Here is a 24,310-nt window from a genome sequence, read left to right as displayed (position 1 = left end):
TCCTTAAACGGAGGACATGTTATGGCAAAAGAAAAAAGAACGATCAGCTTACTGGAGCAGGCACTGAGCCTTGGCCAGAATGGCGGTATTTATTACGCAGGCGCACGAGTTGCGCCTGAGGAAAAACAGGCAGTGCTGTTTGTAGGACTTGGAGGAAGTGGTGCGGATGCACTGATCCGCATTAAGGATCAGATCACCAATAGAATGATCCTTCCTACTGATGAAAGTAACACACCTGTTGCGGACACACCGAAAAATATTGGATTTCTGGAAATTGATACCGATAAGAAAACCAAAAATCTTGCATATGGTACCGCACATTTTGACAGACGTGGAACAGAGTTCTGTGATATTTCTGTGGATGCGGTAGACAAGGTTATCGAGAATGTCCTGAAACAGAAAGACAATGGTGTAGAATACTGGCAGTGGTTTGATAAAGATGTAAATGCTATTGCAGGTGCGGATGGTGCAGGTGGAATCCGCCAGATCGGACGTATGCTTCTGGCAAATAACATCTTAAAAGTAGTTGCAGATATTAAGGGCAAGATCAGCAGTCTTATCAGCAATACACAGATCAATGATATCCGAATCATCTTATTCAGCGGTATTTCCGGTGGTACCGGTGCAGGTACATTTCTGGATATGGCCTATATTTTAAGAAAAGTGGCTAAAGAATCCATACCAAATGTAAATATCCTGGGCTATCTGATCATGACAGATGTCAATGAGTTAAATGGTGGTGCAGATACATCTCTGCGTGCAAACGGTTTTGCCTGCCTGAAAGAACTGGATTACTGGATGAACTCCAGTGAGCATATGGAACGTTACCATCAGAAATTTCCTGGCTATGAATTAAATGAATTTGCAGCACCATTTGATTTCTGCCATCTTCTGGATGCTTCAGATATCCACGGTCACCAGTTCAGTTACAAAAAGATCCTGCGTTCTGTTGCGGAGAATATTTTTGCTTACGTTGCGGGAGAAGCCGGTGGCGGTGATGGTGGTAATACCGCAATGACACAGATGTACAATAACATTCAGGGATATATGACCGCACTGGAGACAAGGGCTCCGTATCCGGCATGCTATAAATACCTGTCCGTTGGTGCCGCAAAGATTGAAATTCCTTATACAGAGATTTCAACGTTGGTTGCTGCACGTGTATTTGAACGTCTGGATCAGGGAATGTTCAGAAATCGTCCAACGCAGGAAGAATTTAATGTCACAGTATATCGTGATCTGGAAATGACAGAAGATAATATCCGAAGTCTGCTGTACAGAGAGGTTATTCCGAGACCGGCACTGCAGCAGTTTGACTATAAGGATATCTGGCCAAATAACACACCGTATAATGCCGCTTATAACTGGCTTGCGGATTTTCAGCGTGCGGTAGTAAAACAATCCGGAAATCTTCCAAGCTATCTGGAAGGAAAACTGAAAAATTACATTAAATCAAATCTTCAGAATAAGAAAACAGGTCCTGTATATCTGAGATACTTTGTGAAATCAGAGGAAAGTTATTCTCTCTATCATATGCTGGAAGGATTTAAGAATTACTGCAATGAACTGAAAGGCCAGTGTGCAGGCCAGTCCCAGAGAATGAAGGAAGAAATGCAGCAGATGTATGTCATGGGAACGAATGCGGGATTTGGAAAGAAAAAACAGGCTGCAAAAGATTATCTGGATTCTGTTGAAAGATGGTACAGAAATGAAGAATCTGCATTTTTAAATGAAGAGATCGTAAAAGTTATTGAGATTCTTCAGGGACGGTTGAAATTATACTATGATAATATTCTGAAACCTCTGACAGATACACTGTTTGAGCTTCCAAAGATATTCCATGACAATGTGGAGATCATCAAGGCACAGGAAGCTGTTGTGCAGGAAGATACGGATGTTCTGATCCGCCCATTGCAGTTTGAACATACGAAGCAGATGGAATTCAATGCGGCGGTTCTTGCGGCAGAAAATTCTTTCCTTGGAAGTCTGGCAGAAAATATCCACAAGTGGATCGGCAGAGATATTGACAACGTTGATGAGAACATTGCAGGAACTGTAGATGTTCCAGGATTTATTTCCGGATTTATTTCTGAGCATTTCAGCAAACTTCTTACGATCAACATGGAAAATATTATGTCTACGAAACTGAAATCAGGACAGAGCCTGAACCAATATATCGGTGACTGCATCGATCATCTTCTTGACAAGTCCTATGCCATGTATAAAAAAAGTGCACAGTTTGATGGAAAGACAGATGAATTTTCCATTCTGTCCATTCCAAGTGACTGCCCGGTAATCTATCAGACCGCAGTGGCACATATTAGAGCAAAAAATTTAAGTACAAAAGTCATTATCAAGCAGAGTGATGAGAGAAGCAGATTTTATATTGTCAAGGTTGCCAGCGGATTTCCACTGTATTCCAATGATTTCCTTGAAAAGATGGAAGAGGCATATGAGGAACAGATGCTTGGTAAAGCAGGAATGGGTAAACATCTGATCAGAGAGTGGCGTGATTATCTGCCGTCTCCGTATGTAGAACCTTCCTGGCATGGAATTTATACCTGTGAACGGACCAGAAAAAATAATAAAAAATACAGAGAACTTTTTGATGAAGCAGTAAAGCTGGACCTGATCACAGAACATAATGGAAATATTGTCCTCAAAAAAGCCAATGAAAAAGTTGCCGCATCTGTAAGCAAGGCCAATTTAAATGCGCCGACAATTCTTAAGAAGATCGAGCAGCTGACAAAGATCAAGATGGCAGTATGGGATTCCGGAGAAGAGCTGGTTCTGAAACCATTTGGTACGTATCTGCGCAGCATCGGAAATTCCGAAAACAATCAGGTACAGGGAAATAAGCTGGAAAGAGAAAAAGATAATATCCGTGAAAATATCCTGAGATATCCGCAGGTAATGAGACAGCTGGAACGAGAATGCCAGCTTGCAGAAAAGATCCAGCAGCTGGAAGATGAACTTTATTATCCGAAATATTATGCATACGCAAAAGTAGCTCATATGATCTATGAAAATGAGATCATGGATGTGGTATATAAAAGATCAGACATGGATCCGATGCCGATCACGCTGATGGTTGGACAGGAAATGGCTCCGGACTACCGGGAATATCAGGTGTATCGGAAACTCTGTAAACTTCTGGATAAGAAGATGCGTGCAGAAATTGATACACAGTATACAAATCTGAGAGCGCGTATCAAAGACAGTATGGGACAGAGAGAGGAACATTATAAAGAAATCCGGGAGCAGTATATTCCGGAATATAAGGAACAGGTAGAAACGGTACGTCAGGAACTCTATAATGCAGGACCGGATGAAAAAGCAGAATGTATCAATAAACTGGATTTTTATCAGGGAATCATTGAGGAAATGACCAGAATGCTTCCAATAGACGAGCAGTCAAAGCTGAGTGACCACCATCAGGAGTGGGATCATCATGATATTCATCGGACAGAAGAACAGCAGCCTGTAAATCATCAGGCAGAGCCGCCGAGATATCTGGATCCAACAACCTATCAGCCGATCGCACAGCCACAGCCAGGCCAGCTTGTTTTTGATACGAAGGTGCGCCAGCAGGTTATGTATCAGCCGGAAGTGCCGAGATATCTGGACCCGATGACCTATCAGCCGATCGCACAGCCGCAGCCGGGCCAGCTTGTTTTTGATACGAAGATGCGCCAGCAGGTTATGTATCAGCCGGAAGTGCCGAGATATCTGGATCCGATGACCTATCAGCCGATCGCACAGCCGCAGCCAGGTCAGCAGGTTTTTGATACAAAAATGCAGCAGATGATCGTATATTATCCTGCAGGAGCCGGAATGCCGGGAAGCCAGCCAGGCTATCCGGGAGGAACCGGAATGCCAGGAATGCCGGGAGGTCAGCCAGGTTATCCAGGAGGAACCGGAATGCCGGGAATGCCAGGAAGCCAGCCAGGCTATCCGGGAGGAAATGGAATGCCAGGAATGCCGGGAAGCCAGCCAGGCTATCCGGGAGGAACCGGAATGCCAGGAATGCCGGGAGGCCAGCCAGGCTATCCGGGAGGAACCGGAATGCCAGGAGTGCCGGGAGGTCAGCCAGGTTATCCAGGAGGAATCGGAATGCCGGGAATGCCGGGAAGTCAGCCGGGCTATCCTCAGGGAGGAAATGGAATGCCAGGAAGCCAGCCGGTTTCTCAGTCGGGAGATGCCGGAATGCCATCATGGGGAAATCCTTCCGGAGAAGATCCAAATAATAATATCTGAGAAGAGAAAGGAGATCCGGCTTAGGCCGGATTTCCTTGAAATATAACATAAGTGGGAGGAGACTTGAATGGAAGAAAGTCTGTATCAGGCAGAAAAAAATACAGAAGTGATCGAAAAAAAACTGGAGAGTATTCTTAATGATGCAGAAGAACAGAAAACTTTTAACAGCCAGAACTTTGTATCTCTGAAAACACTGGTGTTTATCTGGGTGATAGGAAGCGAGACAAGCTGCAGAAAAGCAGAGCTGCTTTTTAAAGAGGAAATAAAAAAGATCGTATCGGATATCAGAACTGTCCAGATCATCAGTGACTGGGAAAGAACAACAGGAGAAGAGGCATTTCATGCTTTTGCAGGCAGGATCAATCAGGCATCGCAGGATTATCTGGATGTCCGATTTGACAAAATCCTGATATGTCCGGTATTTCTTATGGACTGTCTGTGTCAGAGAGAAGATGAACAGAGAGTGGCGGATTCCTGGATCATGATGCAGACAGAAATGAGAAAACGCCAGATTTCTGTGGAATGGCATCCGTTTCTGATGGTGGAAAGTTATAATGTAGATCTCACAAAATATAAAGTACAGATGCTGCGCCGCCAAATGGACCGGATCATGGAAAACGGCCGCAAAAATTATCTGGAATGCTGCTGTCCATGCTGCGTACTTTCTGATGTCAATGAGAACGGACATAAGATCAATCTGGAACAGAAGATCAAAACGATAATCATGCTTATGATATTTCAGGATACAGACTGTGAAGATAAAGAAAAAACCCAGGGTGTTCTTCTTCCGGTCAGGAGTAATGAAAAAGAATATTTTTTTACGGCAAGAGCCATTTCTGTATGTGAACCGGTAAAATCTCTTACACTGAATCGCTTACTGGCAGTACATGAATATTATAAAAGTGCCGGCAGAAGGCGGACTACAGCATTTGATAAAATGAAGTACGAGTATTTTGAAAGTGCATCCTGGAAAAAGCGAATGGAAAAAATACCTCATGGACCAGATGGAAAAATATGTACATCACCAATATACAGTGTGATTCCTGGCAATGATATGCAGAAACTGGAAAAACGGCTGAAAAAGTTTGCCAACGATTATTATCTTCATCCCATTAAGGCTACAGCAGAGGTGGTACAGGAATGGTGGGATTCGTTTGTTGATGAATATCTGCTGGAACTCAATGGGGCAGTAAATCATCTTGGCATTCTGGAAGAAAGATCACAGAAGATCCTGGAAAACAGTCCGGTGATTGATGTACGTCAGGGGATGTTTTATCCGGACATGAGACAGTCCTGTGAACAGTGGCTTGCAGGAGAGATCCGTCAGGCTCCAAGGAAGATCATTGCAGAAGGACTGGCGCCGGAGAAAGAAAACATGAAAAGGTTCCGCCAGAAAAAGAAAGTGCTGGATGATGTCTTTCAATCTATGGAGCAGGCTGTCAGCAACCAGGAAAAAAGACTGGGACAGACAGAACTTCTTTTTAACACCGGCGGAGGATTTGTGGCAGATGCACAGGAAGAAGCCAGACGATGGATGGAAGAATATAATAATAATCATCCCCATGAAGTGATCCATATATTTCATAAATATCAGAAGATCATAGCAGGCTTTTTTAAGGATCATGAAAAAGATCAGAAAAACAGAACCGGAAATGATCTGCTGGAGATCTGTAACCGGATCGTTGCGGGAAGTCTTGAAAACCGTGAAGAATATATGAAGGTACGCCTGACAAATCTTGTACAGGGAGATTCCACACAGTTTTTTAAAAAACTGGAAGAGAACTGGAAATTTCCTGTGAGACTTATCGGAGGATTTCAGGCAAGCAGTCATCAGACATTATTTGTGATGGGAAATGAAGAAAATCTCCTGTGCCGCTGTCTGCGGAATCAGCCCACTTATGATATCAGTTTTAAAGGCTGCCCTCAGGATGACCGTATCGAGATCGTCCGTATTTCCGGGCGTTTTGCAGAGAACCGCATATACTCTGAGTAACAAAGGAGAAAGTAATGGTAATAGCATTAAAAGACTTAAAAGGAAGACAGATGGATTATGGCCGGTTCCGCTTCTCATGGACAATATCTGAAAATGAAGAAAATGCATATTTCGTGTGGATTTATAAAGAGAATGTGAGTATTCCGGTAATGATCAGTTATTCGCAGTGCATCAATCATTGCATGGAAGTCTCTTTTCAGTCGGATAATCTGGATATGGAAAGTATCAACAGTACACGTTTTCTTATATTTGTGACAGACTCCAGAAGAGAACTTTCCGGAAGAGAGATCATGGCACTTGCGTCACAGGAACAGTATCTTATAAATGTATACTGTGGAATTGCCACAGTGAAATGGAACTGGGTTTGTACAAATGCAGGGTACACTTTACTGCTTCAGAGTGACAAAGAAATCCCGGAGGGACTATTGTATTATGAATATTTCTGGGGAGGAACGATCCTGAGATTTGAAATTCCAAATGAGATCCGCGCGGGAATCAATGAATACAGAAATCTTTATTTCCCGGAACTGCCGGGATTGCCACAGGTGCAGACAAAAGAAAAAAATATAAAACTGAGTGGAGAAGCGATTCAGATACCACGTTCGAAACAGGACACAGGAGGAAAATTTTCACTGTTTTCGATTTTTCATAAAAAATAAAAGGAGCAGGAGGCAGATATGAGTTATTATCCGATAAAATGTATACAGTGCCTGCGTCCCATCAGAGAAGCAGAACGATGCGTGAAGCTTACGAAGGATGAGATCAGGTCAGATAATTTTGAGGGAATCCGGCAGTCAGATGATATTCAGCTTAATGACAGAAAATCTGGAGCAAATAAATTTGTGTTGAAAGAGAAGCATATTGAAATTCAGTACAAAAGTCTTGCACAGCTTCGAAGTGAGAGCGTGATCACAAATGAAGAGGTGTATCCGGTAACCATTTCTCCGGAGTATGCAGTCAGTGATGAGTGCAGAAATACAGAACTGGTGCAGGCTGTAGAGGTGAAAGATCTGGAGATCGGTGAGGAAAAGGTAAGTGGAATCGTGAGAAAGTTCTACTGTCCGCATTGTCATTCACAGTTGATCCCTCAGGCAGGAAAAATGCCGATGTACCTGGTGAGCCTTATGGGACCCAGCTCCGCAGGAAAAACAGTATATCTTACAGTTTTACACATGATGTTGAGCGGAGGAAATTTTGGACTTCCGCAGGGCTTTGTTCATTTTGAGACTCTGGGAGTTACAGGAAGGGAATATGAACAGTTTGCTTCACACATAAGAAGAGAGAACAGACTTCCGGCGACAACTCAGGAGGACAGAAAAACTCCGTATCTTCTTCAGGCAGATTATACCGCAATGCCAGGATCTGCACAGTCTAATAAGAAATGTATTCTGGGTCTGATTGATATGCGAGGCGAGATGTTCAACGGAGAACGAAATGAGGATCTTTCCAATATCAATGTTCCCCAGTTTAAGGAGTCGGATGGATTTATCATGATGGTTGATCCGGAGACTCTGGAGGGTGTGTACAATCGGCTTCCGGAACAGTATATGAACCGTGATATCGATCAGCTGGAAGAAGCGATTTCCGGCATGAAAACATCAATCCTGGATTGTGTTACCGGAGATATGGGACAGATTCAGAGGCCAAGTGTTGTTGCACTGACCAAAACTGATCTTCTGTACAAAAATTACCAGCAGCTGGGAATTCCGCTGAATCAGCCAGTGATCGCACCGAGATTTCAGATGATTCCGGATTCCAATCTGGAGGATACTTATTTTAATCCTATGAATCAGTCTACCAGAGCGTGTATCCAGTATCTTTCCAGAGGATTATCAAATTTCCTGGATCAGACATTTTTCAGTCCATATTATATTTCTGTATCCGCTCTGGGAGCAGCTGTAAAGGTAAGCGGAGATAATCTTGATAATTTCCGTCTGATCCATCCGATCCGTGTGGAAGAACCGTTGCTTTATCTTCTGATGAGACTGAATTTTGTACCTCCTTTCTTCAGAGGAGAATTTTATGATGCACCACAGAGGGTGGTTAATGAATGGGGAAGAAATTTTGCGGAAAACTGGGATGAGCAGATTCCGGAACCGCCAAAAAAACATTCCTGGTTTCATAGACGTTAGGAGGAAACAGCATGATAGGACAACATATATATTCCCGATGTACAGAAGGATATTTTTCACGTTCCGGTTCAAAGGGAGACAGTACGACAGTCACCATCAGCAGAGATATGTTTGCCAGAGAAGATCAGGCGAAGCTTGTAGCCAGAGAATGTGAAGCAGTAGGAACACTGGAGGATATCCGGCCTGTTCCTTCGGAGATCACCGGAACATATCGAGGCGTTCTGAAGATCAAGAGGCTGAATCAGCAGCTTACAGTAGTAAGTCGTGCATACAGACTGAAAGCAGAAGGAAATATGTCCGGTGAAAGAAGTTCCGGCGAGTTCCGTGATTTTACATACAGCAGCAGTTACATTCTGGCAGAGGAAGATAAGGGACGCTTTTTACGAGAACCGGAATATGCACTCAATCTGCAGAATTTTGAACCTTATCCATCGGTACAGGCGCGAATTGAAGAGTCAAAAAGAAATGGTGCCCGTGGGCGTATCGAAGCAAATCCGGAGTATTCCCTGTTTAAAAATCCACAGAAAAAAACGGAAATTTCTGTTTTTGAACGTGCAGGTTTTACACAGGAACTTTTTATTGATTATATCAGCAGCATTGTCCAGAGAGTTGGATATATGGATTACAGGGGCCATGAGAATGACAAAGTTCTGGTTGTACTGCCAGATCAGTTCCGCCCTGCATGGAATGCAGCCGGTGGAAATGGTTATGCTGAGCAGATCATTGCGGCAACTTTGAAAGTTCTGCCGGATTTCATCAGTCAGAATATCAGTGCAGTATCCTGCGGAGGAGCAAATCCGGAGGCTTCTGTCCTGAAGGGGTATCAGCTGATATTTATGGAAAGTGGATTTGCAAAAGAATGGGTAAACAGTGAATATTCTATCATTGACCTTCAGAACAAAAAAAGTTATGTGAGTGGAGATCTGGATACATCCTATGGCAGATTCATATGGGATACCCTGCAGAAGGAAGAAGAAAAAGCGGAATTTAACAGGCAATACATTCAGTTTTTCGGACAGGAACGGGTTTATGAAAATGCCAATACACCGGAAATGTTTAACCTTATATTTGGACTGAATGATAATCGGAAGCAGAATTTTGCAGACAAAAGATCCAGAGAACAGCTTATACTTGGAGTATCCTACTATATAGCAGGATACTGGACAGAATATGCTGCATCGATATTCAGGGAAATGCTCAGCTGCGAAGCACAGGACCCGGGATATTCGGATAACATAAAGAAGGATCTCATAGAACTGGTCCAGCAGAATATCTATCCTGAAAACTGTCAGGATGAGATCATGGTATGCCTGATACAGGATCTGGCATCTGACCAGACAGATGAAGTTCTTGCACAGCTTCTGAGGGAGCTTCTTGAGAGCGAAAATGCTCTGGCAGAAGAGAAATTCCTGGATTTTCTGAAGAATGTCAGAGAGCAGACAGAGGCAGAATGGTACAAAAAAGATTTCCTCAGAACGTTTTTGATCGAAATATGTGAAGATGATCAGATTTCCCATTCCAGTCCGGTGAAAGCAAATATTTTTGCACTGTTGAAGGACTGGTACAGAAAGTGTGTGAGCACAGATGAATGGGAGTATACTTCACAGCTGATGGGAGCATTAAGCCGTCCGTTAAATTATTCTGAGATCACAGATGAAAACATGGAAGAAATTTATGGAAATCTGTTTTTTCAGCTGTTTTATGGAAACGGCAATCTGCGTAAACAGGCGCATGGTCTTTTAAGCCAGGAAGAGAAGAAACTGAAAAAAACTCCAGGACAGGAACACAGATCCGATGTGCTGTGGAATTGTTTTAAAGAGCAGTGCAGTTCAAAAGAAACGGTTCTGAATACAGAAGCAGTATGGCACCTGATCTATTTTGCCACATTCAGAGACCGACAGTTCCTGAACGTAGAATGGAGACCTCTGTTTGAATACATCGTTGCGGAGCTGGGAGAAAAATGCGAGGCAATGGTATTCCATGAAACAGGAAAGTATTTGCACGAATGGCTGATGCATGTGCCGGCAAAAAAGGCGATCATACAGGAAGCGATTTATGTATCGGAATGTGCAAAAATCTATAATTGCCGGAAACCAGGCGGATATTCGGATATGGAAGAAATCCAGCAGGCACTTTCTGACCTGGCAGATTGTCCGGAACCTTATGTATCCATGATTCTGTACGAGTTATATGCGCATGCGGAAGATGACAGAAAGGGACTCCTTCTGGAACAGCTGACAGTAGAACAGCGATGGGCGATCATTACAGAGTGGTTTATCCATGGTGGACAGGAAATGGTTCTTTCCGAATATGTCCTTGCCAATCTGGATCAGACAGCAGTATTTTTAAGCGGTGTGAAAGAAAATCAGTGGCTGAATGAACAGACATACAGTGTGATCGTAAATGCATATTTCAATATGCTGAGACATCAGTGCCAAAAAAAGCAGGGAAATAATGAACTTGCTGCCTGGTGTGAAGTATTTCAGGATGAGGTTTTAAATTATAAGAAGATATTTGGTGAGAATTCAGGAATTGAGCGGAAGCTGAAGAATAAATTTTTATCTCTGATCGCAAAGATGAATGCAATACAGGTGTTCGGATTAAATGCAGCGCAGGTTGGCTTCCTTAAAAATATGATCCAGGAATGTGATCGCCGGAAGATTTTCCCGAAAGACTGGAAGCGTCTTAATGTTCTGTGGTGCATTTATTACAGTCAGGATATGGAAAATCTGGAAAAAATGCAGAATATAATCCTGAAAAGCCAGGATATCTCAGCGTATCTGACGCCAGTTGATGAAAGACTTAAGAGAGAAGAACGGCCAGAGTATCGTTACTTTTTTGCCCTGCTCCAGGAGCAGCTGATCATGATGATGGAAGGAAAAAAAGACTTTAATCTGGAGAATGTGCTGCGGAAGATTTATGGTACAGAGTATACGCCTGTCCAGGCTGTTCGTGCAGCTCTGGAATTACTGCTTTATACAGAAAGGCTTCAGCTTTTTGAAGCAGATGCCATAAGAAATGCAGCCGGCAATGGAATTTTACGTCTGGCAGCAAGAGAACCCGAAGCTTTTGCAAACAATGATGTTGCGGCATCTTACCAGCTTTTGAAGGAGGATACTGCCAGAGAACTTAATCTTGGAAGATTTTTGAACCGTCTTGACGATGAGTGGAAGAGTATTTACTGCAAGAGATACGGTGGAAGAGTGTCCAGGAGAGAGTACCGGGAATCTTATGACAGACCGGAGCAGAGAAGACCATATCCGGGTTCGGCAAGGACACGGTATGAGCTCGATGAAGATGAAGAAATGGATGAAGAGGATGAGAGTTCACCGATAATTCTGATCATAGCGGCTGTAGTCGCACTTCTGGTCGGCGTTGCCATATCTCTGGTACTTTGTCTTCTGGTTCCTGACAAGATTACCATGGCTATCAGTATTGGACTGATCCTGGTTGGAATCACAGGTGATATTGTTATCATTATCCATAACATTATTGCGTCAAAAAGAAGAGAGAGATAAAGAACTGTATATTCGATACAGATAAAAAAAGGAGGAAGAGTATGGCAAAGTTCTGCAGATTTTGTGGAAGAAAACTGCGGACCGGATCAGAGCGATTCTGTCCGGGCTGTGGCTCAGATCTGCTTGGCGGAAATAACCAGGCCTCCCAGGATAATGGAAATGGATGGGGGCAGCCATCCGATGACCAGGGAATCTGGGGACGCCAGGCTGCAAGCAGTCAGGGATACTGGAGACCACCGCAGGGAAGTAGCCAGGGAAATCAAAACCGGCAGCCAGAAAATGTTCAGAATAACTGGACCCCACAGCCGGAAAATGTTCAGAATAGCTGGACTTCACAACCGGAAAATAATCAGAATAACTGGGGTACACAGGCAGAAAATAATCAGAATAACTGGGGTACACAGCTGGAAAGTACTCAGAATAACCGTAGCCAACAGTCACCGGAAGGCCAGGAAATACATAATCAGTCTTCCCAAAGCAGACCCCGGAACCATAAACTCCGGCAGATCAATGTACAGGGAAACTGGAATCAGCAGAGAAATCCGGGTCCGTCAGGAGTGGATCAGAACAGCCCGAACCAGCAGATGGCAGACACGGGAATCAATACTTCGCAGCCAACAAAAAGCCAGACAAATAAAAAACCTGTAAAAACAAAGAATACATCAAATGCAGGTGTCAGCGTAAGCAGCGGATCCAGTGGATTTTATCTTTTTGATTTCCTTACAAGGATGTTTCGAAAGTCCAATATTTCCGTGATCATTTATCTGATCCTGAATGTGGCACTTGTCTGTGGATTTACGGTGTTGTTTGTACCAGACAATATTCCGCTTGGAATTGTGATCGGAATTGTTTTATATCTTGTATCTGTTACGATCGCACTGTCACCGATCGGAGAATGGTACCTTCGTTTTCAGACAAGATGTAAAAAACTGAAACGTACAGAGGATATCAACCGTCTGGAACCGATATTCCGGGAAGTTTATGCGAAAGCAAAACAGAAAGATCCTTCTCTGAATTCCAGCATTCAGCTGTATATCACAGATGATGACAGTCCGAACGCTTTTGCAACGGGACGAAAGACAGTATGTGTTACAAGAGGCCTTCTGAATATGCCGGATGAGCAGATCCGGGCGACACTGGGACATGAATTCGGACATCTTGCACATAAAGATACAGATCTTATCCTGCTGATCTCGGTTGGTAATATGTTTGTAAATATGCTTGTTACATTCTTTAATATCGGCCTTTGGTTCTTTGATATCATTACTACGATCATGTGTCTGTTTATGGGTGGCGAAGATGGTTTTATTACGCATTTATTTATGATCTTTTCAAGATTTCTCGCTGTAATAACAGTGAATCTTCTTCTCAGGATATGGACAGGTCTTGGAACACTGCTTGTCATGAAATCCAGCCGTGGAAATGAGTTTGAGGCCGATGAGTTTGCATTTCAGCTTGGATATGGAGACCAGCTGTGTGCATTACTTGATTATTTCAGTACACATGAGCAGAAAGCTTCCGGGCTGTTTGCCGCACTGGCAAGCTCACATCCGGACAGCCACGACAGAATTGCCAGACTTCAGCAGTTAGGGGCAGGATATTACCGTTAATAAACGGATACAGCAAAAAGAAAAGGACGTAAAGGAGGCTGGTATGAAATGAGAGAGAATAAAGTAACAAACATTCTGTTTATTGTGTTTACTGTAATGGCACTTGCAGGTACTGCAAGTCTGGTAAAAACCGCGATCGCCCCAAAGGAGAACATGCAGGAAACAGAGCAGAAAGTTATTCCGGAAAAACCGACAGGAGAGCCGGTACCTGCGCAGGCAGGCAATGACAAAAAGAAAGATACGGCAGATAAAAAGAAACAGCAGCCATCAGATAAGCAGGGAAAAAATGATCCTGATGCTGCAGTGCAGAAGAAACCTGAGGGAAAGAATCCGGCAGATTCCAACGGCCAGGGAGAACCAGTGAATGAACCGGAGAACCCGGATCAGGGAACACCAGGTGATGAAACAGCAGCGCCAGATGGTCAGGAAACAAACAATGATGAAAGCGCGGATAATGTCACAGATGATGGTAATTCTGAGGATTCACAAGTGACCGAAGAAAGTGATGAAAGCGGAGTGGATGACGCCGGAGCCGCAGAATCGGATTCCGGGGAGGAAGAAAACTCAGAGGAAACTACTTCTGATGGAAACGCATAACAGGCAGAGGAATAAACTATGAAATGTCCAAGATGCAGAAAAAACATACCGGATGACAGCATCTTTTGTCCGGAATGTGGAGTAAAGATAAGACAGACAGGTTTTCCCCAAAGTGGTGGGAATTATGCGGCTCCACAAAAAAAGAAGTTTCCTGTTGCTGTAGCAGTTGCGGCAGTGGCAGGCGTTGCTGTGATCGCAGGCGGAGCAGTATATGCAGTAAAAACAGACAGGATCGCTTTGCCCGGCGCGCTTTCAGCGAAGCAGAAACAGCTGGATGATATGTCCGTAGCAGAAGCGGCGAAAAAGTCAGAAGTGACAAAAAATGCAAAGACGCCGGAACCTACATTGATTCCAACATCGGTGAGTACATCGACACCTTCACCTGAACCAACAAACACCCCAGTACCGACCAACACCCCTGTTCCGACACCGACAGAAGCTCCGGATACAGAAAAACAGATACATACTTATGAAGTTGTCATAGAAGACTGTACCTGGACGCAGGCATTTGACCGGTGCAGACAAAAAGGTGGATATCTTGTAAGAATCAATACCCAGGAGGAATATGCAGCAATCATAAATCTTCTCCAGTCAAATACGAACTATGCGAAAAAACAGTTCTATATAAGTGGAAGGCGTGAGATGGATCAGTATGAATACTACTGGGCAGACAATGATAATAAACTGTTCGGAGAAGCACTGAATTCCGGTGCAAGCTGGACGGCTCATACAACTTCCTGCTGGTTTGCCGGTGAACCGAGCTTTTATGGTGACGGAGTAGAAGAACATGTACTGGATCTCTTATCCAATGATGGAGGCTGGTATATGAATGATGTGCCGGATGATATTTTAAGTGTTGTTCCATCTTTTTCAGGTAAAATAGGATATATATGTGAATATGAATAGCAGAAAAAAAAGATTCGCAGCGATTTTGCTGGCAGGTATCACTTTCATCTGTACATCCGGGATTACCCATGTGCAGGTGAAAGCAGACCCGGTACAGGAAGAAAACGTTGAAGAGAAAATACAGCAGATGTCTCTGGCAGAAAAAATAGCACAGCTTTTTTTTATCACCCCGGAAACTCTGGCAGGGAATGCAGTCAGCGCAGGAGATACAACAAGAGGAGCCTATGAGGCTTATCCGGTGGGAGGAATAATTCTGATGTCTGCCAATATTGAAAGTTATGATCAGGTAAAAAATCTGATCGCAGGCTATCAGCAGATGTCACAGGAGACAGGTGGAGTACCGATCTTTGTGGGAGTAGACGAAGAAGGCGGTATTGTAAGCCGGATTGCAAAAAGTGGAATTATGGAAACACCGGTATATGATTCCATGCAGGCGATCGGACAGACTGGAGACAGCCTGAAAGCGTATGAGACCGGATGTCAGATTGGCAGTTATTTAAGTGAACTGGGATTTAATGTAGACTTCGCTCCGGTTGCGGATGTACTGACAAATCCGCAGAATACAGTAATAGGCAGCCGTTCTTTTGGAAGTGACCCTTCAATCGATGGGGCTATGGTAGCTTCAGAGGTAAAAGGGCTGCATACGAAAGGAATGCTGTCTACCCTGAAACATTTTCCGGGACATGGGGATACTTATGAAGACAGTCATGAAGGAAAATCCTATGTCTATAAAACAAGGGAAGAACTGGAAAACTGTGAGTGGATTCCATTTAAGAAAGGTATAGAAGCAGGCTCTGATTTTGTGATGATGGGACATATTTCCTGCCCGGGTATCACAGGAGATGACACGCCTGCAAGTCTGTCTTATACCATATGTACAGAAATTCTGAGAGATCAGCTGGGATTTCAGGGGCTGGTCATTACGGATGCAATGAATATGGGAGCAGTTGCCAATGAGTATGCATCAGGAGATGCCGCTGTAAGAGCGGTACAGGCGGGCGCAGATATGATCCTGATGCCTGCTGATTTTTCGGCGGCATATGCGGGTGTCAGAAATGCTGTGCAGAATGGAACAATAACAGAAGAAAGAATCAACGAATCTGTCAGACGTATTCTGGCAGTAAAAAACAAAATAAACACAGCGGAATAAATATCCGATTGACCCAGAACAGCAGAGCAGTTATGTGCTTATGAGCAGACAGTGAAGGTAAATTGCGAATATCCGCTTGATATGTTAGGAGGAAGAGTATGAGATGTCCTAATTGCAATTGCGACGTTCCGGAAGGAAGTCTTTTCTGTCCGGAATGTGGACAAAAGCTTGAAGGTGTAAATGGCAGTCAGGCAGAAAATTCCGGAGAAACATATAATGATCAGCAGCAGGATGCGGAAGATGTATATGGAGATCAGCAGCGGAATAAAGAGGATACATACAATGATCGGTCTGAGGATACGGAAGATTCTCTTTGGGATCAGCCTCAGAATTCTTCAGATATTTATGGAACCTCACCTCGAAATTATGGAAATCCTTATGGGAATCAGTCTCAGAATCAGGGAGGCTTCTATGGAAATCCTTCTCAGAATCAGAATTTTGGAGGTTCCTATGGAAATCAGTCCCAGAATTTCGGCGGGCCCTATCCGGGGCAGCAAAATGGCGGGAATACATACTGGAGACAGCCTCAGTCTCAGAATAATGGACCGGAGCGAATGGCAGCAGGGAATCATTTTGATAACAGCATGCAGGGTGGAAGAAAAAACAAGAATCCGCTCATTATCATAATTGCGGTTGTTGCCATTGTGGCTTCTGTAGGTGGCGCAGCATTTTTTGCACTGAGAAGCAGAGCGAAGGATGAGACCATACAGAAAGTTGCGGATAGTTCCGATTACAGCATTGGAAATACAGATGTTTCGGGGAGTGATACAGAAGCTGAATCAGTTGAGAAGGATGCTGAAGAGTCACCGGTGACGGAAGAAGAAGTAGCAGTAACGCCGGAACCAACAGCAACGCCAAAACCGACATCTACACCGAAACCTACTCCTACGCCTGATGCTTATCCTGCGTCAGCAATAACAGCTTCTCTTGTGAGTGAATCTTCTGTAGATTTCAGCAGTATCCATGAAGCATATATAGAATCTGCAAGTGCAACATCAGAGATCAAACAGGCAAGCGGAGTTTCCAATGATCCGTTGCTTGCATTTGACAATAATACCGATACGAACTGGGAAGAAGGTGTTGACGGGTCAGGAATCGGGGAGAGCATTACAGCAAATTTCAAATATGAAAATGAAAAAGTGAGATGTATTGCTCTTAAACTTGGAAACTGGAAATCTGGTAAATATTATTATGGAAATAACAGACCTTCAAAGTTAACGATCACACTGGATGATCTTTCGTTTCAGATGGATTTTCCGGATTCCTGGGAAGAATTTTATGTAATGCTGAATCATCCGTTTAAGGCATCTTCCATACAGGTAAGGATTGATGATGTGCATAAAGGTACCAGCTGGGATGACACATGTATTACAGATATCCGTGTACTGGTAGAATGATGAAACAGGCTGAGGAAAAATATGAAAAATAATAGAACAATAGTTATACAGGTCATTGTGCTGATTATTCTGATTCTTTTACAGATCGTCTGTGGGGTGAGTATCTTCAGTAGACAAAGTAAGAATTGATGAAGTGTCAGACGCATTCTGACTATAAAAATAGCGGAATAAATATTTAACCAAAACGGTATTTGTTTGTGAGCAAGTAATAAAGGTGAAATATGAATGTCCGCTTAAATGCTAGGAGAAAGAGCATGAGATGTCTTAATTGTAATTGTGAGGTTCCGGATAAAAGTGTTTTTTGTCCGGAATGTGGACAAAAGTTTGAAGGCGGAAATACCTACTGGAGACGGCCTCAGTCTCAGAATGATGGATTAGAACGAGAACCAGAAAGTAATTTTAATAATAATATGCAGGGTGGGAAAAAACATAGAAATCCTATTATTATAATTATTGTTGCTATTGTAGCTTTGGCAGGAGGTACTATATTTTTTTCGATGAGAAGCAGAGAGAAGGATCTGTCACAACATAAGGCTTCGGACAGTTTGGATTTTAGACAAAGTAAAATCGGAGCAGAAGAGACCGTAGAAAAAACGGAGCCAACATCGACACCAGTCCCGACTGTAACTCCGACAGAAGCACCAGAAGAACCGTCCCCAACACCAACGGAGGCTCCGGAAGAAAAAAAAGAAGCTGCTACACAGACCGGGGAGGTGGCAGGACCGCCACTGGCACCGGAGACAACGCCAACACTTCAGACAGAAGAGAACGGTGCACTTACACCCGGAGAAACAAGTGCGGGAATTACAGATCTGGCAGTGAAGGAAATTGTAGATCCGTCACAGATTTCCGCAACGGATCTGGATAAATATTTTCAGGCATATGAGATCGTGGAGGGCGATGAGATCTACAACCGTATCATCGGGAAATCTTACTATGCCAATGATTATGTCGCATTATCGGATCTTCGGTATCTGAAAGTCCTCCACTATAATTTTGAGGGACAGGTACAGGTTGGAGAATTGATCGTAAATGCTCAGATTGTAGATGATTTTCTCAGTGCATTCAAGCAGTTGTATGAAAACCAATATCAGATCCAGGAGATGGTCCTGATCGACAATTACTGGGCAGGAGATGGTGACAGCAGCGATTACAACTCCATAGAACACAATAATACTTCCGCATTCTGTTTCCGAAACGCCACAGGTAGCGGAAATCTGTCAAAACATGCGTATGGACGGGCTATCGATATTAATTCCCAGCAAAATCCATATGTAACATATAACAACGGCTATGGTAGCTGTGCACACGGAAATGCCCAGCAGTATCTGGATCGATCCAGCGGTCTGCCTCATGTGATCACCCATGATGACATCTGTTATCAGATCTTTACACAGCTTGGCTTCACCTGGGGAGGAGACTGGGGTAATCCAAAAGACTTCCAGCATTTTGAGAAAAGTGCAAATTAGTCTGAAAAAACAGAGAAAAATTTTGGATTGAGATGCTGTGAAAAATATGTTACACTGATTTTATGACTTTTTTTAGAGATAAGATGGATACTGGGAGGAATAGAGAATGGGCAGAATCGCCATTGTGACAGACAGCAACAGCGGTATCACACAGGCACAGGCAGAACAGCTTGGCGTTTATGTGATACCGATGCCGTTTTATATTAATGAAAAAATGTATCTTGAAGGTGTAACTCTCACACAGGAAGAGTTTTATGAGAAGCTTAAGAAGGATGAACCGATCTCCACATCTCAGCCAAGTCCGGCTGATCTCTGTGATCTGTGGGACAAGCTTCTGAGAGATTATGAGGAAATCGTTCATATTCCGATGTCAAGCGGATTGAGTGCATCCTGTTCTACTGCAATGGGACTGGCTATTGATTATAATGGTCGTGTTCAGGTAGTGGACAATCAGCGGATTTCCGTAACACAGAGACAGTCTGTAATGGATGCTAAGATGCTTGCCGAGGCAGGAAAAAGTGCCGCAGAGATCAAAAAGATCCTTACAGATCAGAAACTCGATTCCAGTATTTATATCACACTTGACACCCTGAAATATCTGAAAAAAGGTGGCAGGATCACACCGGCAGCAGCAGCCATCGGAACGGTTCTGAACCTGAAGCCTGTACTTCAGATCCAGGGAGAGAAGCTGGATGCCTACGCCAAGGTCCGTGGCAAGAAGCAGGCCAAACGTGCCATGCTGAAGGCAATGAAGAATGATTGGGAAACACGTTTTAAGGAATACGCATCTGACGGTGAGATGTGTCTTCAGGCTGCTTATACAGGAAATCTGGAAGAAGCAGAAGAATTTAAAAAAGAGATCCAGGAGGTATTTCCGGGAATGGAGATACATATGGATCCCCTTTCCTTAAGTGTTGCCTGCCATATCGGTTATGGTGCCCTTGCAGTCGCATGTTCAAGAAAAGTGACGTTATAAGCATAAAATACAGAAACAAAGATATGAGGAGTTTGAAACATGAAGAAGATTATGGAACAGATGGCGGAAGAACTTTCCGCAGCATTTGAAAAAGCAGGTTATGATCCGTCTTACGGAAAAGTTACTGTTTCCAACAGACCGGACTTATGTGAATATCAGTGTAACGGTGCCATGGCAGGAGCCAAAACATACCACAAGGCTCCGTTTATGATCGCGGATGATGTGGTAGCACAGCTCTCAGACAGCCAGATCTTTTCCAGAGCAGAAGTTGTAAAGCCTGGATTTATCAACCTGGATGTGAAGCCGGAATTCGTTGCGGAATATATGAATAAGATGGCAGAAGATGAGAAGCTTTCCGTTGAAACTGCCAAGAACCCGAAGACGATCATCATCGACTACGGCGGACCAAACGTAGCCAAACCCCTTCACGTAGGACATCTCCGTTCTGCGATCATCGGCGAGAGTATCAAGCGTATCGGACGTTTTGTAGGACATAAGGTCATCGGCGATGTGCATCTTGGAGACTGGGGCCTTCAGATGGGACTGATCATCACAGAGCTGAAACACCGGAAACCGGAGCTGGTATATTTTGATGACAGCTTTACAGGTGAATATCCCACAGAAGCACCATTTACTATCAGCGAACTGGAAGAGATCTATCCATGTGCCAGCGGCAAGTCCAAAGAGGACGAGGCTTATCGTAATGAGGCACTGGAGGCAACACATCTCCTTCAGCAGGGCAAACCTGGATACATGGCTCTCTGGAACCACATTATGAATGTATCTGTAACAGACCTTAAGAGAAACTACGCAAACCTGAACGTAGACTTTGACCTCTGGAAAAAAGAATCCGATGCACAGCCGTACATTCCGGATATGGTAGAGGATATGAAGAAACGTGGATTTGCCTATGAGGATCAGGGTGCTCTTGTTGTAGATGTAAAAGAAGAGAGCGACACCAAGGAGATCCCTCCGTGCATGCTTCTGAAATCTGACGGAGCTTCCCTTTATACGACCACAGACCTTGCTACCATCGTAGAGCGTATGAAACTTTTCCAGCCGGATGAGATCCTTTATGTTGTAGATAAACGTCAGGAACTCCACTTTATTCAGGTATTCCGCTGCGCAAGAAAGACCGGTCTTGTAAAACCGGAGACCAAGCTTTCCTTCCTTGGTTTTGGTACCATGAACGGAAAAGACGGCAAGCCTTTTAAGACAAGAGAAGGCGGCGTTATGCGTCTGGAAAATCTGATCGCAGATATTGATGAGGAAATGTACCGCAAGATCGTGGAGAACCGTAGTGTAAAAGATAAAGATGCCAAAGAGACTGCCAAGATCGTAGGACTTTCCGCAATCAAATACGGCGATCTTTCCAACCAGGCAACCAAGGATTATATCTTTGATGTAGACCGCTTTACTTCCTTTGAGGGAAATACAGGTCCGTACATCCTTTATACCATCGTGCGTATCAAATCCATTCTCAACCGCTATGTACAGGAGGGAGGAGATTTAAGCGCAGGTAAGATCCTTCCGGCAGTTAATGCCAGCGAGAAGAACCTGATGCTTCAGCTTTCCGGCTTTGCAGCAATGGTTGAGAATGCTTTTGAGGAGAAAGCACCCCATAAGATCTGTGCGTATATCTATGAGGTATCCAACGCATTCAACAGCTTCTATCATGAGACAAAAATCTTAAGCGAAGAAGATCAGGCACAGAAGGAATCTTTCCTTCAGCTGCTCCAGCTTACAAGAAGAGTGCTTGAAACAAGCATTGATCTTCTTGGATTCTCTGCACCGGATCGTATGTAAAGTACAGTTTTGAAGATCCAGGTATAAGCATTATAAATAATGACAGCCCGCCAGGATACAGGGACAGGAAGAAAATTTTTTGTCAGCTGTATCCGGCGGGCTGTTTTTTTATTCTGTTTTTATTGGGTAAAAGCTCTTTGCAAAAGAAACATGACATGCTATAATGAAATCCATCCTGAATGAATATGAATCGTACATGTTCGTTTGCGGTTATTTGTCTAATTTTATTTATCTCAAACCGGAATTCACCGGATAATCCCAAACTAATAAGAAATATGATCACAATTATTATCTGACAGAAATGAGAGGAAGGTGATCTGTCTGATCGGAACGATACTGAAAGAACGTTATTACGTTATAGAACGGATTGGACATGGCGGAGGCGGAAGTCTGTATCTGGCCAGGGACATGGAACTCGGTATTTTTCGCGCTGTGAAGGAAATACCCATCATAAAGAAAAAAGAAGTTATGCTAATGCAGCGTCTGGATCATCCTGCAATCCCAAAGATTGTAGATTGTGTGGAAACAGAAGAAGATTGCTATCTGATTATGGAGTATATTAAGGGGCAGTCTCTGGAAGAAATTCTTTGTTCAGAAAAAAATTTTTCCATACAGGAAACGCTTGCAAGAGGAAAGGAGATTACCAGAGTACTGGAATATCTCCATAACCGTAAACCGCCGGTCTGCTACGGAGATCTGAAACCGGATAATCTGATGCTTTCTGAAACCGGGCACCTGTATCTGGTCGATCTTGGAAGCGCCATGTTCGATCATGGAAAAAGAAAACGGATCTGTGAAGGAACGAAAGGATATGCGGCACCGGAGCAGTATCAGGGTTACTTAAGCCCCAGAAGTGATATTTATGCCCTGGGAAAAACCATGGAAAAGCTTTGTGGAAAAAAGAAATGGCAGTGTTTTTTATATCCGGAATTTTTCTGGTTTCTGTTTCGATGTACCAGAAAACAGGAAAAATACAGATATTTGGATATGTCAGCAGTTCAGAAAAGAATCCAGAAACTGGAAATCCGATATCGAACAGTTACCTGGCGAAAACGTTTTCTGGAAGCAGTTGCTGCAGGGGTTCTGATAGGAATATTGTTTCTGACAGCTGGATTACTGAAACGGGAAGAGTTTTCTGTGGCGATTTCAGAAGTAACAGATCTGTATTACGAGGCCAGACAGTATCCGGAAAACTCGGGGGAACAGAAAAAGTACTGTGCAACAGCGGAAAAGAAACTGCAGGATTTAAGCAGGAATTATAGGGAAAAAGAACAGCAGCGCCGTATTGAGCTGTTGCTGGCATGGAATGCGGAGTTTTTGGATGAAACGGAAAAAGCGGCTTTGTATTATGAAAATCTTCTTCTGTATGATGCGGAATATCGTGTGGCTTATGGAGAGTATGGAATGTTTCTTCTTCGAATCGGTCAGAAAGAAGCCAGCCAAAAGCTGTGGAAAGATTACAAAAAGAAAGAAAAAACAGAATTGCTGGAGGAAGACGAAAGCAGGAATCTGAAACTTTGGGAGGAGATCAATGAGAAAAAATGATCAGCGAAAATCGAAAAAAAACGGAAAATCCTGTGGGAGAATCTGTCCTGCTGTTTTGTCGCTGCTGATTTTATGCAGCTGGATGATCAGTTCCATTCTCGTTTATGGATTTGATATGTCGGAGATGAATAGTCTTGATACCGGTGGATTTGATATGGATGTGGGAGAAGGAACCGGACAGCTGCCGGAAGACTGGGAAAAAAGTTATGGAGGAACAGAAAAAAATGACGGTAATGAGAACCGGGAAGATGAAAATCTGATGGAAGATTCCTCTGTTTGGGCAGGAACAGAAAATGGACAGGAGGATTCAGCGCGATGGAGTTCGGACTTCCAGGCAGAAGAAGTACATTCTCCGGAAGAGAACTCTGTGGGAAACGGAAATACTGCAGCAGAAAATTCCGGTGGCAGCGAAGAAAGATACGAATTTCAGGAACCGGATATTCGGGAAAATGAAAATCCGGGGATAACTATTGTGAATGAAGCAAATCTTACGGAAACGCCGGTACCAACAAAAGCGCCAGTGCCGACAAAATCACCGGTTCTCACACAGACATTGGCGGCAAGTCCATCTGCAATACCGACTCCGGGATTAATTCGAAAACCGGCTTCAGGTGCATCAAAAAAAGCAAAGGACCAGAATCCGGCATTATCTTACTACCAGACAGAACCAACAGAAATGCCTGATAAAGAGAAAAAAGAGCAAAAACCAACGATTCATACAAAAACAGATGGCAACAGGATTCAGATAGAAATCCGCCCGGATATTCCGTTTCAGATCCTTTCATTTCGGATCAACGGAAAAGAGTGCGATTTTTACTGGCATGGGAAAAAACTTCTGGCAGAATTACCGGAAAAAACCAGGAAACCCTGGAAAGCAGAACTTCTGGGTTTTGTGAAATCCGGGAAGCTGTATTATGAAAGCATGGACTTAACAGAAAAACAGTGATACAATAG

Annotated in this window: 15 protein-coding genes; all 15 read left to right on the top strand. The window is 43.5% G+C overall.

The genetic code is table 11. The features are described from left to right. The first annotated feature begins 21 nt into the window (after nucleotides 1-21). Nucleotides 22-4,257, top strand: coding sequence for a tubulin-like doman-containing protein (locus tag G5B12_RS04535; RefSeq protein ID WP_174087815.1), 4,236 nt, complete (start codon nucleotides 22-24; stop codon nucleotides 4,255-4,257). Between the two features lie 67 nt (nucleotides 4,258-4,324). Further along, nucleotides 4,325-6,250, top strand: a complete 1,926-nt coding sequence (locus tag G5B12_RS04530; RefSeq protein ID WP_118063508.1) for a hypothetical protein — start codon at nucleotides 4,325-4,327, stop codon at nucleotides 6,248-6,250. A 14-nt stretch (nucleotides 6,251-6,264) separates the two neighbouring features. Beyond that, nucleotides 6,265-6,909 carry a hypothetical protein gene (locus G5B12_RS04525; protein ID WP_021977294.1) on the top strand — a complete coding sequence of 215 codons (645 nt, stop codon included), beginning with the start codon at nucleotides 6,265-6,267 and terminating at the stop codon, nucleotides 6,907-6,909. 18 nt (nucleotides 6,910-6,927) lie between these two features. Further along, nucleotides 6,928-8,382 (top strand): TRAFAC clade GTPase domain-containing protein, encoded by a 1,455-nt coding sequence (locus tag G5B12_RS04520; protein ID WP_021977295.1) that lies wholly within the window; start codon nucleotides 6,928-6,930, stop codon nucleotides 8,380-8,382. An 11-nt stretch (nucleotides 8,383-8,393) separates the two neighbouring features. Further along, a complete protein-coding gene (locus G5B12_RS04515; protein WP_174087814.1) occupies nucleotides 8,394-11,900 on the top strand; it encodes a hypothetical protein in 3,507 nt (1,168 codons plus the stop codon). 41 nt (nucleotides 11,901-11,941) lie between these two features. Further along, nucleotides 11,942-13,510: a M48 family metalloprotease gene (locus tag G5B12_RS04510; RefSeq protein ID WP_174087813.1), complete on the top strand. Its 1,569-nt coding sequence runs from the start codon at nucleotides 11,942-11,944 to the stop codon at nucleotides 13,508-13,510. A gap of 48 nt (nucleotides 13,511-13,558) precedes the next feature. Next, nucleotides 13,559-14,107: a hypothetical protein gene (locus G5B12_RS04505; protein ID WP_021977298.1), complete on the top strand. Its 549-nt coding sequence runs from the start codon at nucleotides 13,559-13,561 to the stop codon at nucleotides 14,105-14,107. Between the two features lie 18 nt (nucleotides 14,108-14,125). After that, nucleotides 14,126-15,013 (top strand): lectin-like protein, encoded by an 888-nt coding sequence (locus G5B12_RS04500; protein ID WP_021977299.1) that lies wholly within the window; start codon nucleotides 14,126-14,128, stop codon nucleotides 15,011-15,013. Next, nucleotides 15,006-16,163 carry a glycoside hydrolase family 3 protein gene (locus G5B12_RS04495; RefSeq protein ID WP_118063519.1) on the top strand — a complete coding sequence of 386 codons (1,158 nt, stop codon included), beginning with the start codon at nucleotides 15,006-15,008 and terminating at the stop codon, nucleotides 16,161-16,163. The genes G5B12_RS04500 and G5B12_RS04495 overlap by 8 nt, the downstream gene beginning before the upstream one ends. A gap of 98 nt (nucleotides 16,164-16,261) precedes the next feature. Then, nucleotides 16,262-17,560, top strand: a complete 1,299-nt coding sequence (locus G5B12_RS04490) for a zinc ribbon domain-containing protein (RefSeq protein ID WP_118168607.1) — start codon at nucleotides 16,262-16,264, stop codon at nucleotides 17,558-17,560. Between the two features lie 545 nt (nucleotides 17,561-18,105). Beyond that, nucleotides 18,106-19,029, top strand: coding sequence for a M15 family metallopeptidase (locus tag G5B12_RS04485; protein WP_244096039.1), 924 nt, complete (start codon nucleotides 18,106-18,108; stop codon nucleotides 19,027-19,029). 106 nt (nucleotides 19,030-19,135) lie between these two features. After that, complete coding sequence (locus tag G5B12_RS04480; protein WP_174087812.1) at nucleotides 19,136-20,005, top strand: DegV family protein; 870 nt, start codon at nucleotides 19,136-19,138, stop codon at nucleotides 20,003-20,005. Nucleotides 20,006-20,044: 39 nt separating this feature from the next. Continuing rightward, the gene (gene argS, locus G5B12_RS04475; protein WP_174087811.1) at nucleotides 20,045-21,811 is read left to right on the top strand and encodes an arginine--tRNA ligase; all 1,767 of its coding nucleotides are present in this window, start codon (nucleotides 20,045-20,047) and stop codon (nucleotides 21,809-21,811) included. 312 nt (nucleotides 21,812-22,123) lie between these two features. Continuing rightward, nucleotides 22,124-23,356, top strand: coding sequence for a serine/threonine protein kinase (locus G5B12_RS04470; RefSeq protein ID WP_174087810.1), 1,233 nt, complete (start codon nucleotides 22,124-22,126; stop codon nucleotides 23,354-23,356). Then, nucleotides 23,343-24,302, top strand: a complete 960-nt coding sequence (locus G5B12_RS04465) for a hypothetical protein (RefSeq protein WP_174087809.1) — start codon at nucleotides 23,343-23,345, stop codon at nucleotides 24,300-24,302. The genes G5B12_RS04470 and G5B12_RS04465 overlap by 14 nt, the downstream gene beginning before the upstream one ends. The last annotated feature ends 8 nt before the right edge of the window (nucleotides 24,303-24,310 follow it).

The sequence above is a fragment of the Blautia sp. MSK.20.85 genome, from assembly GCF_013317245.1.
GTDB lineage: Bacteria > Bacillota > Clostridia > Lachnospirales > Lachnospiraceae > Blautia_A.
This window is presented reverse-complemented; position numbering and strand designations above follow the sequence as displayed.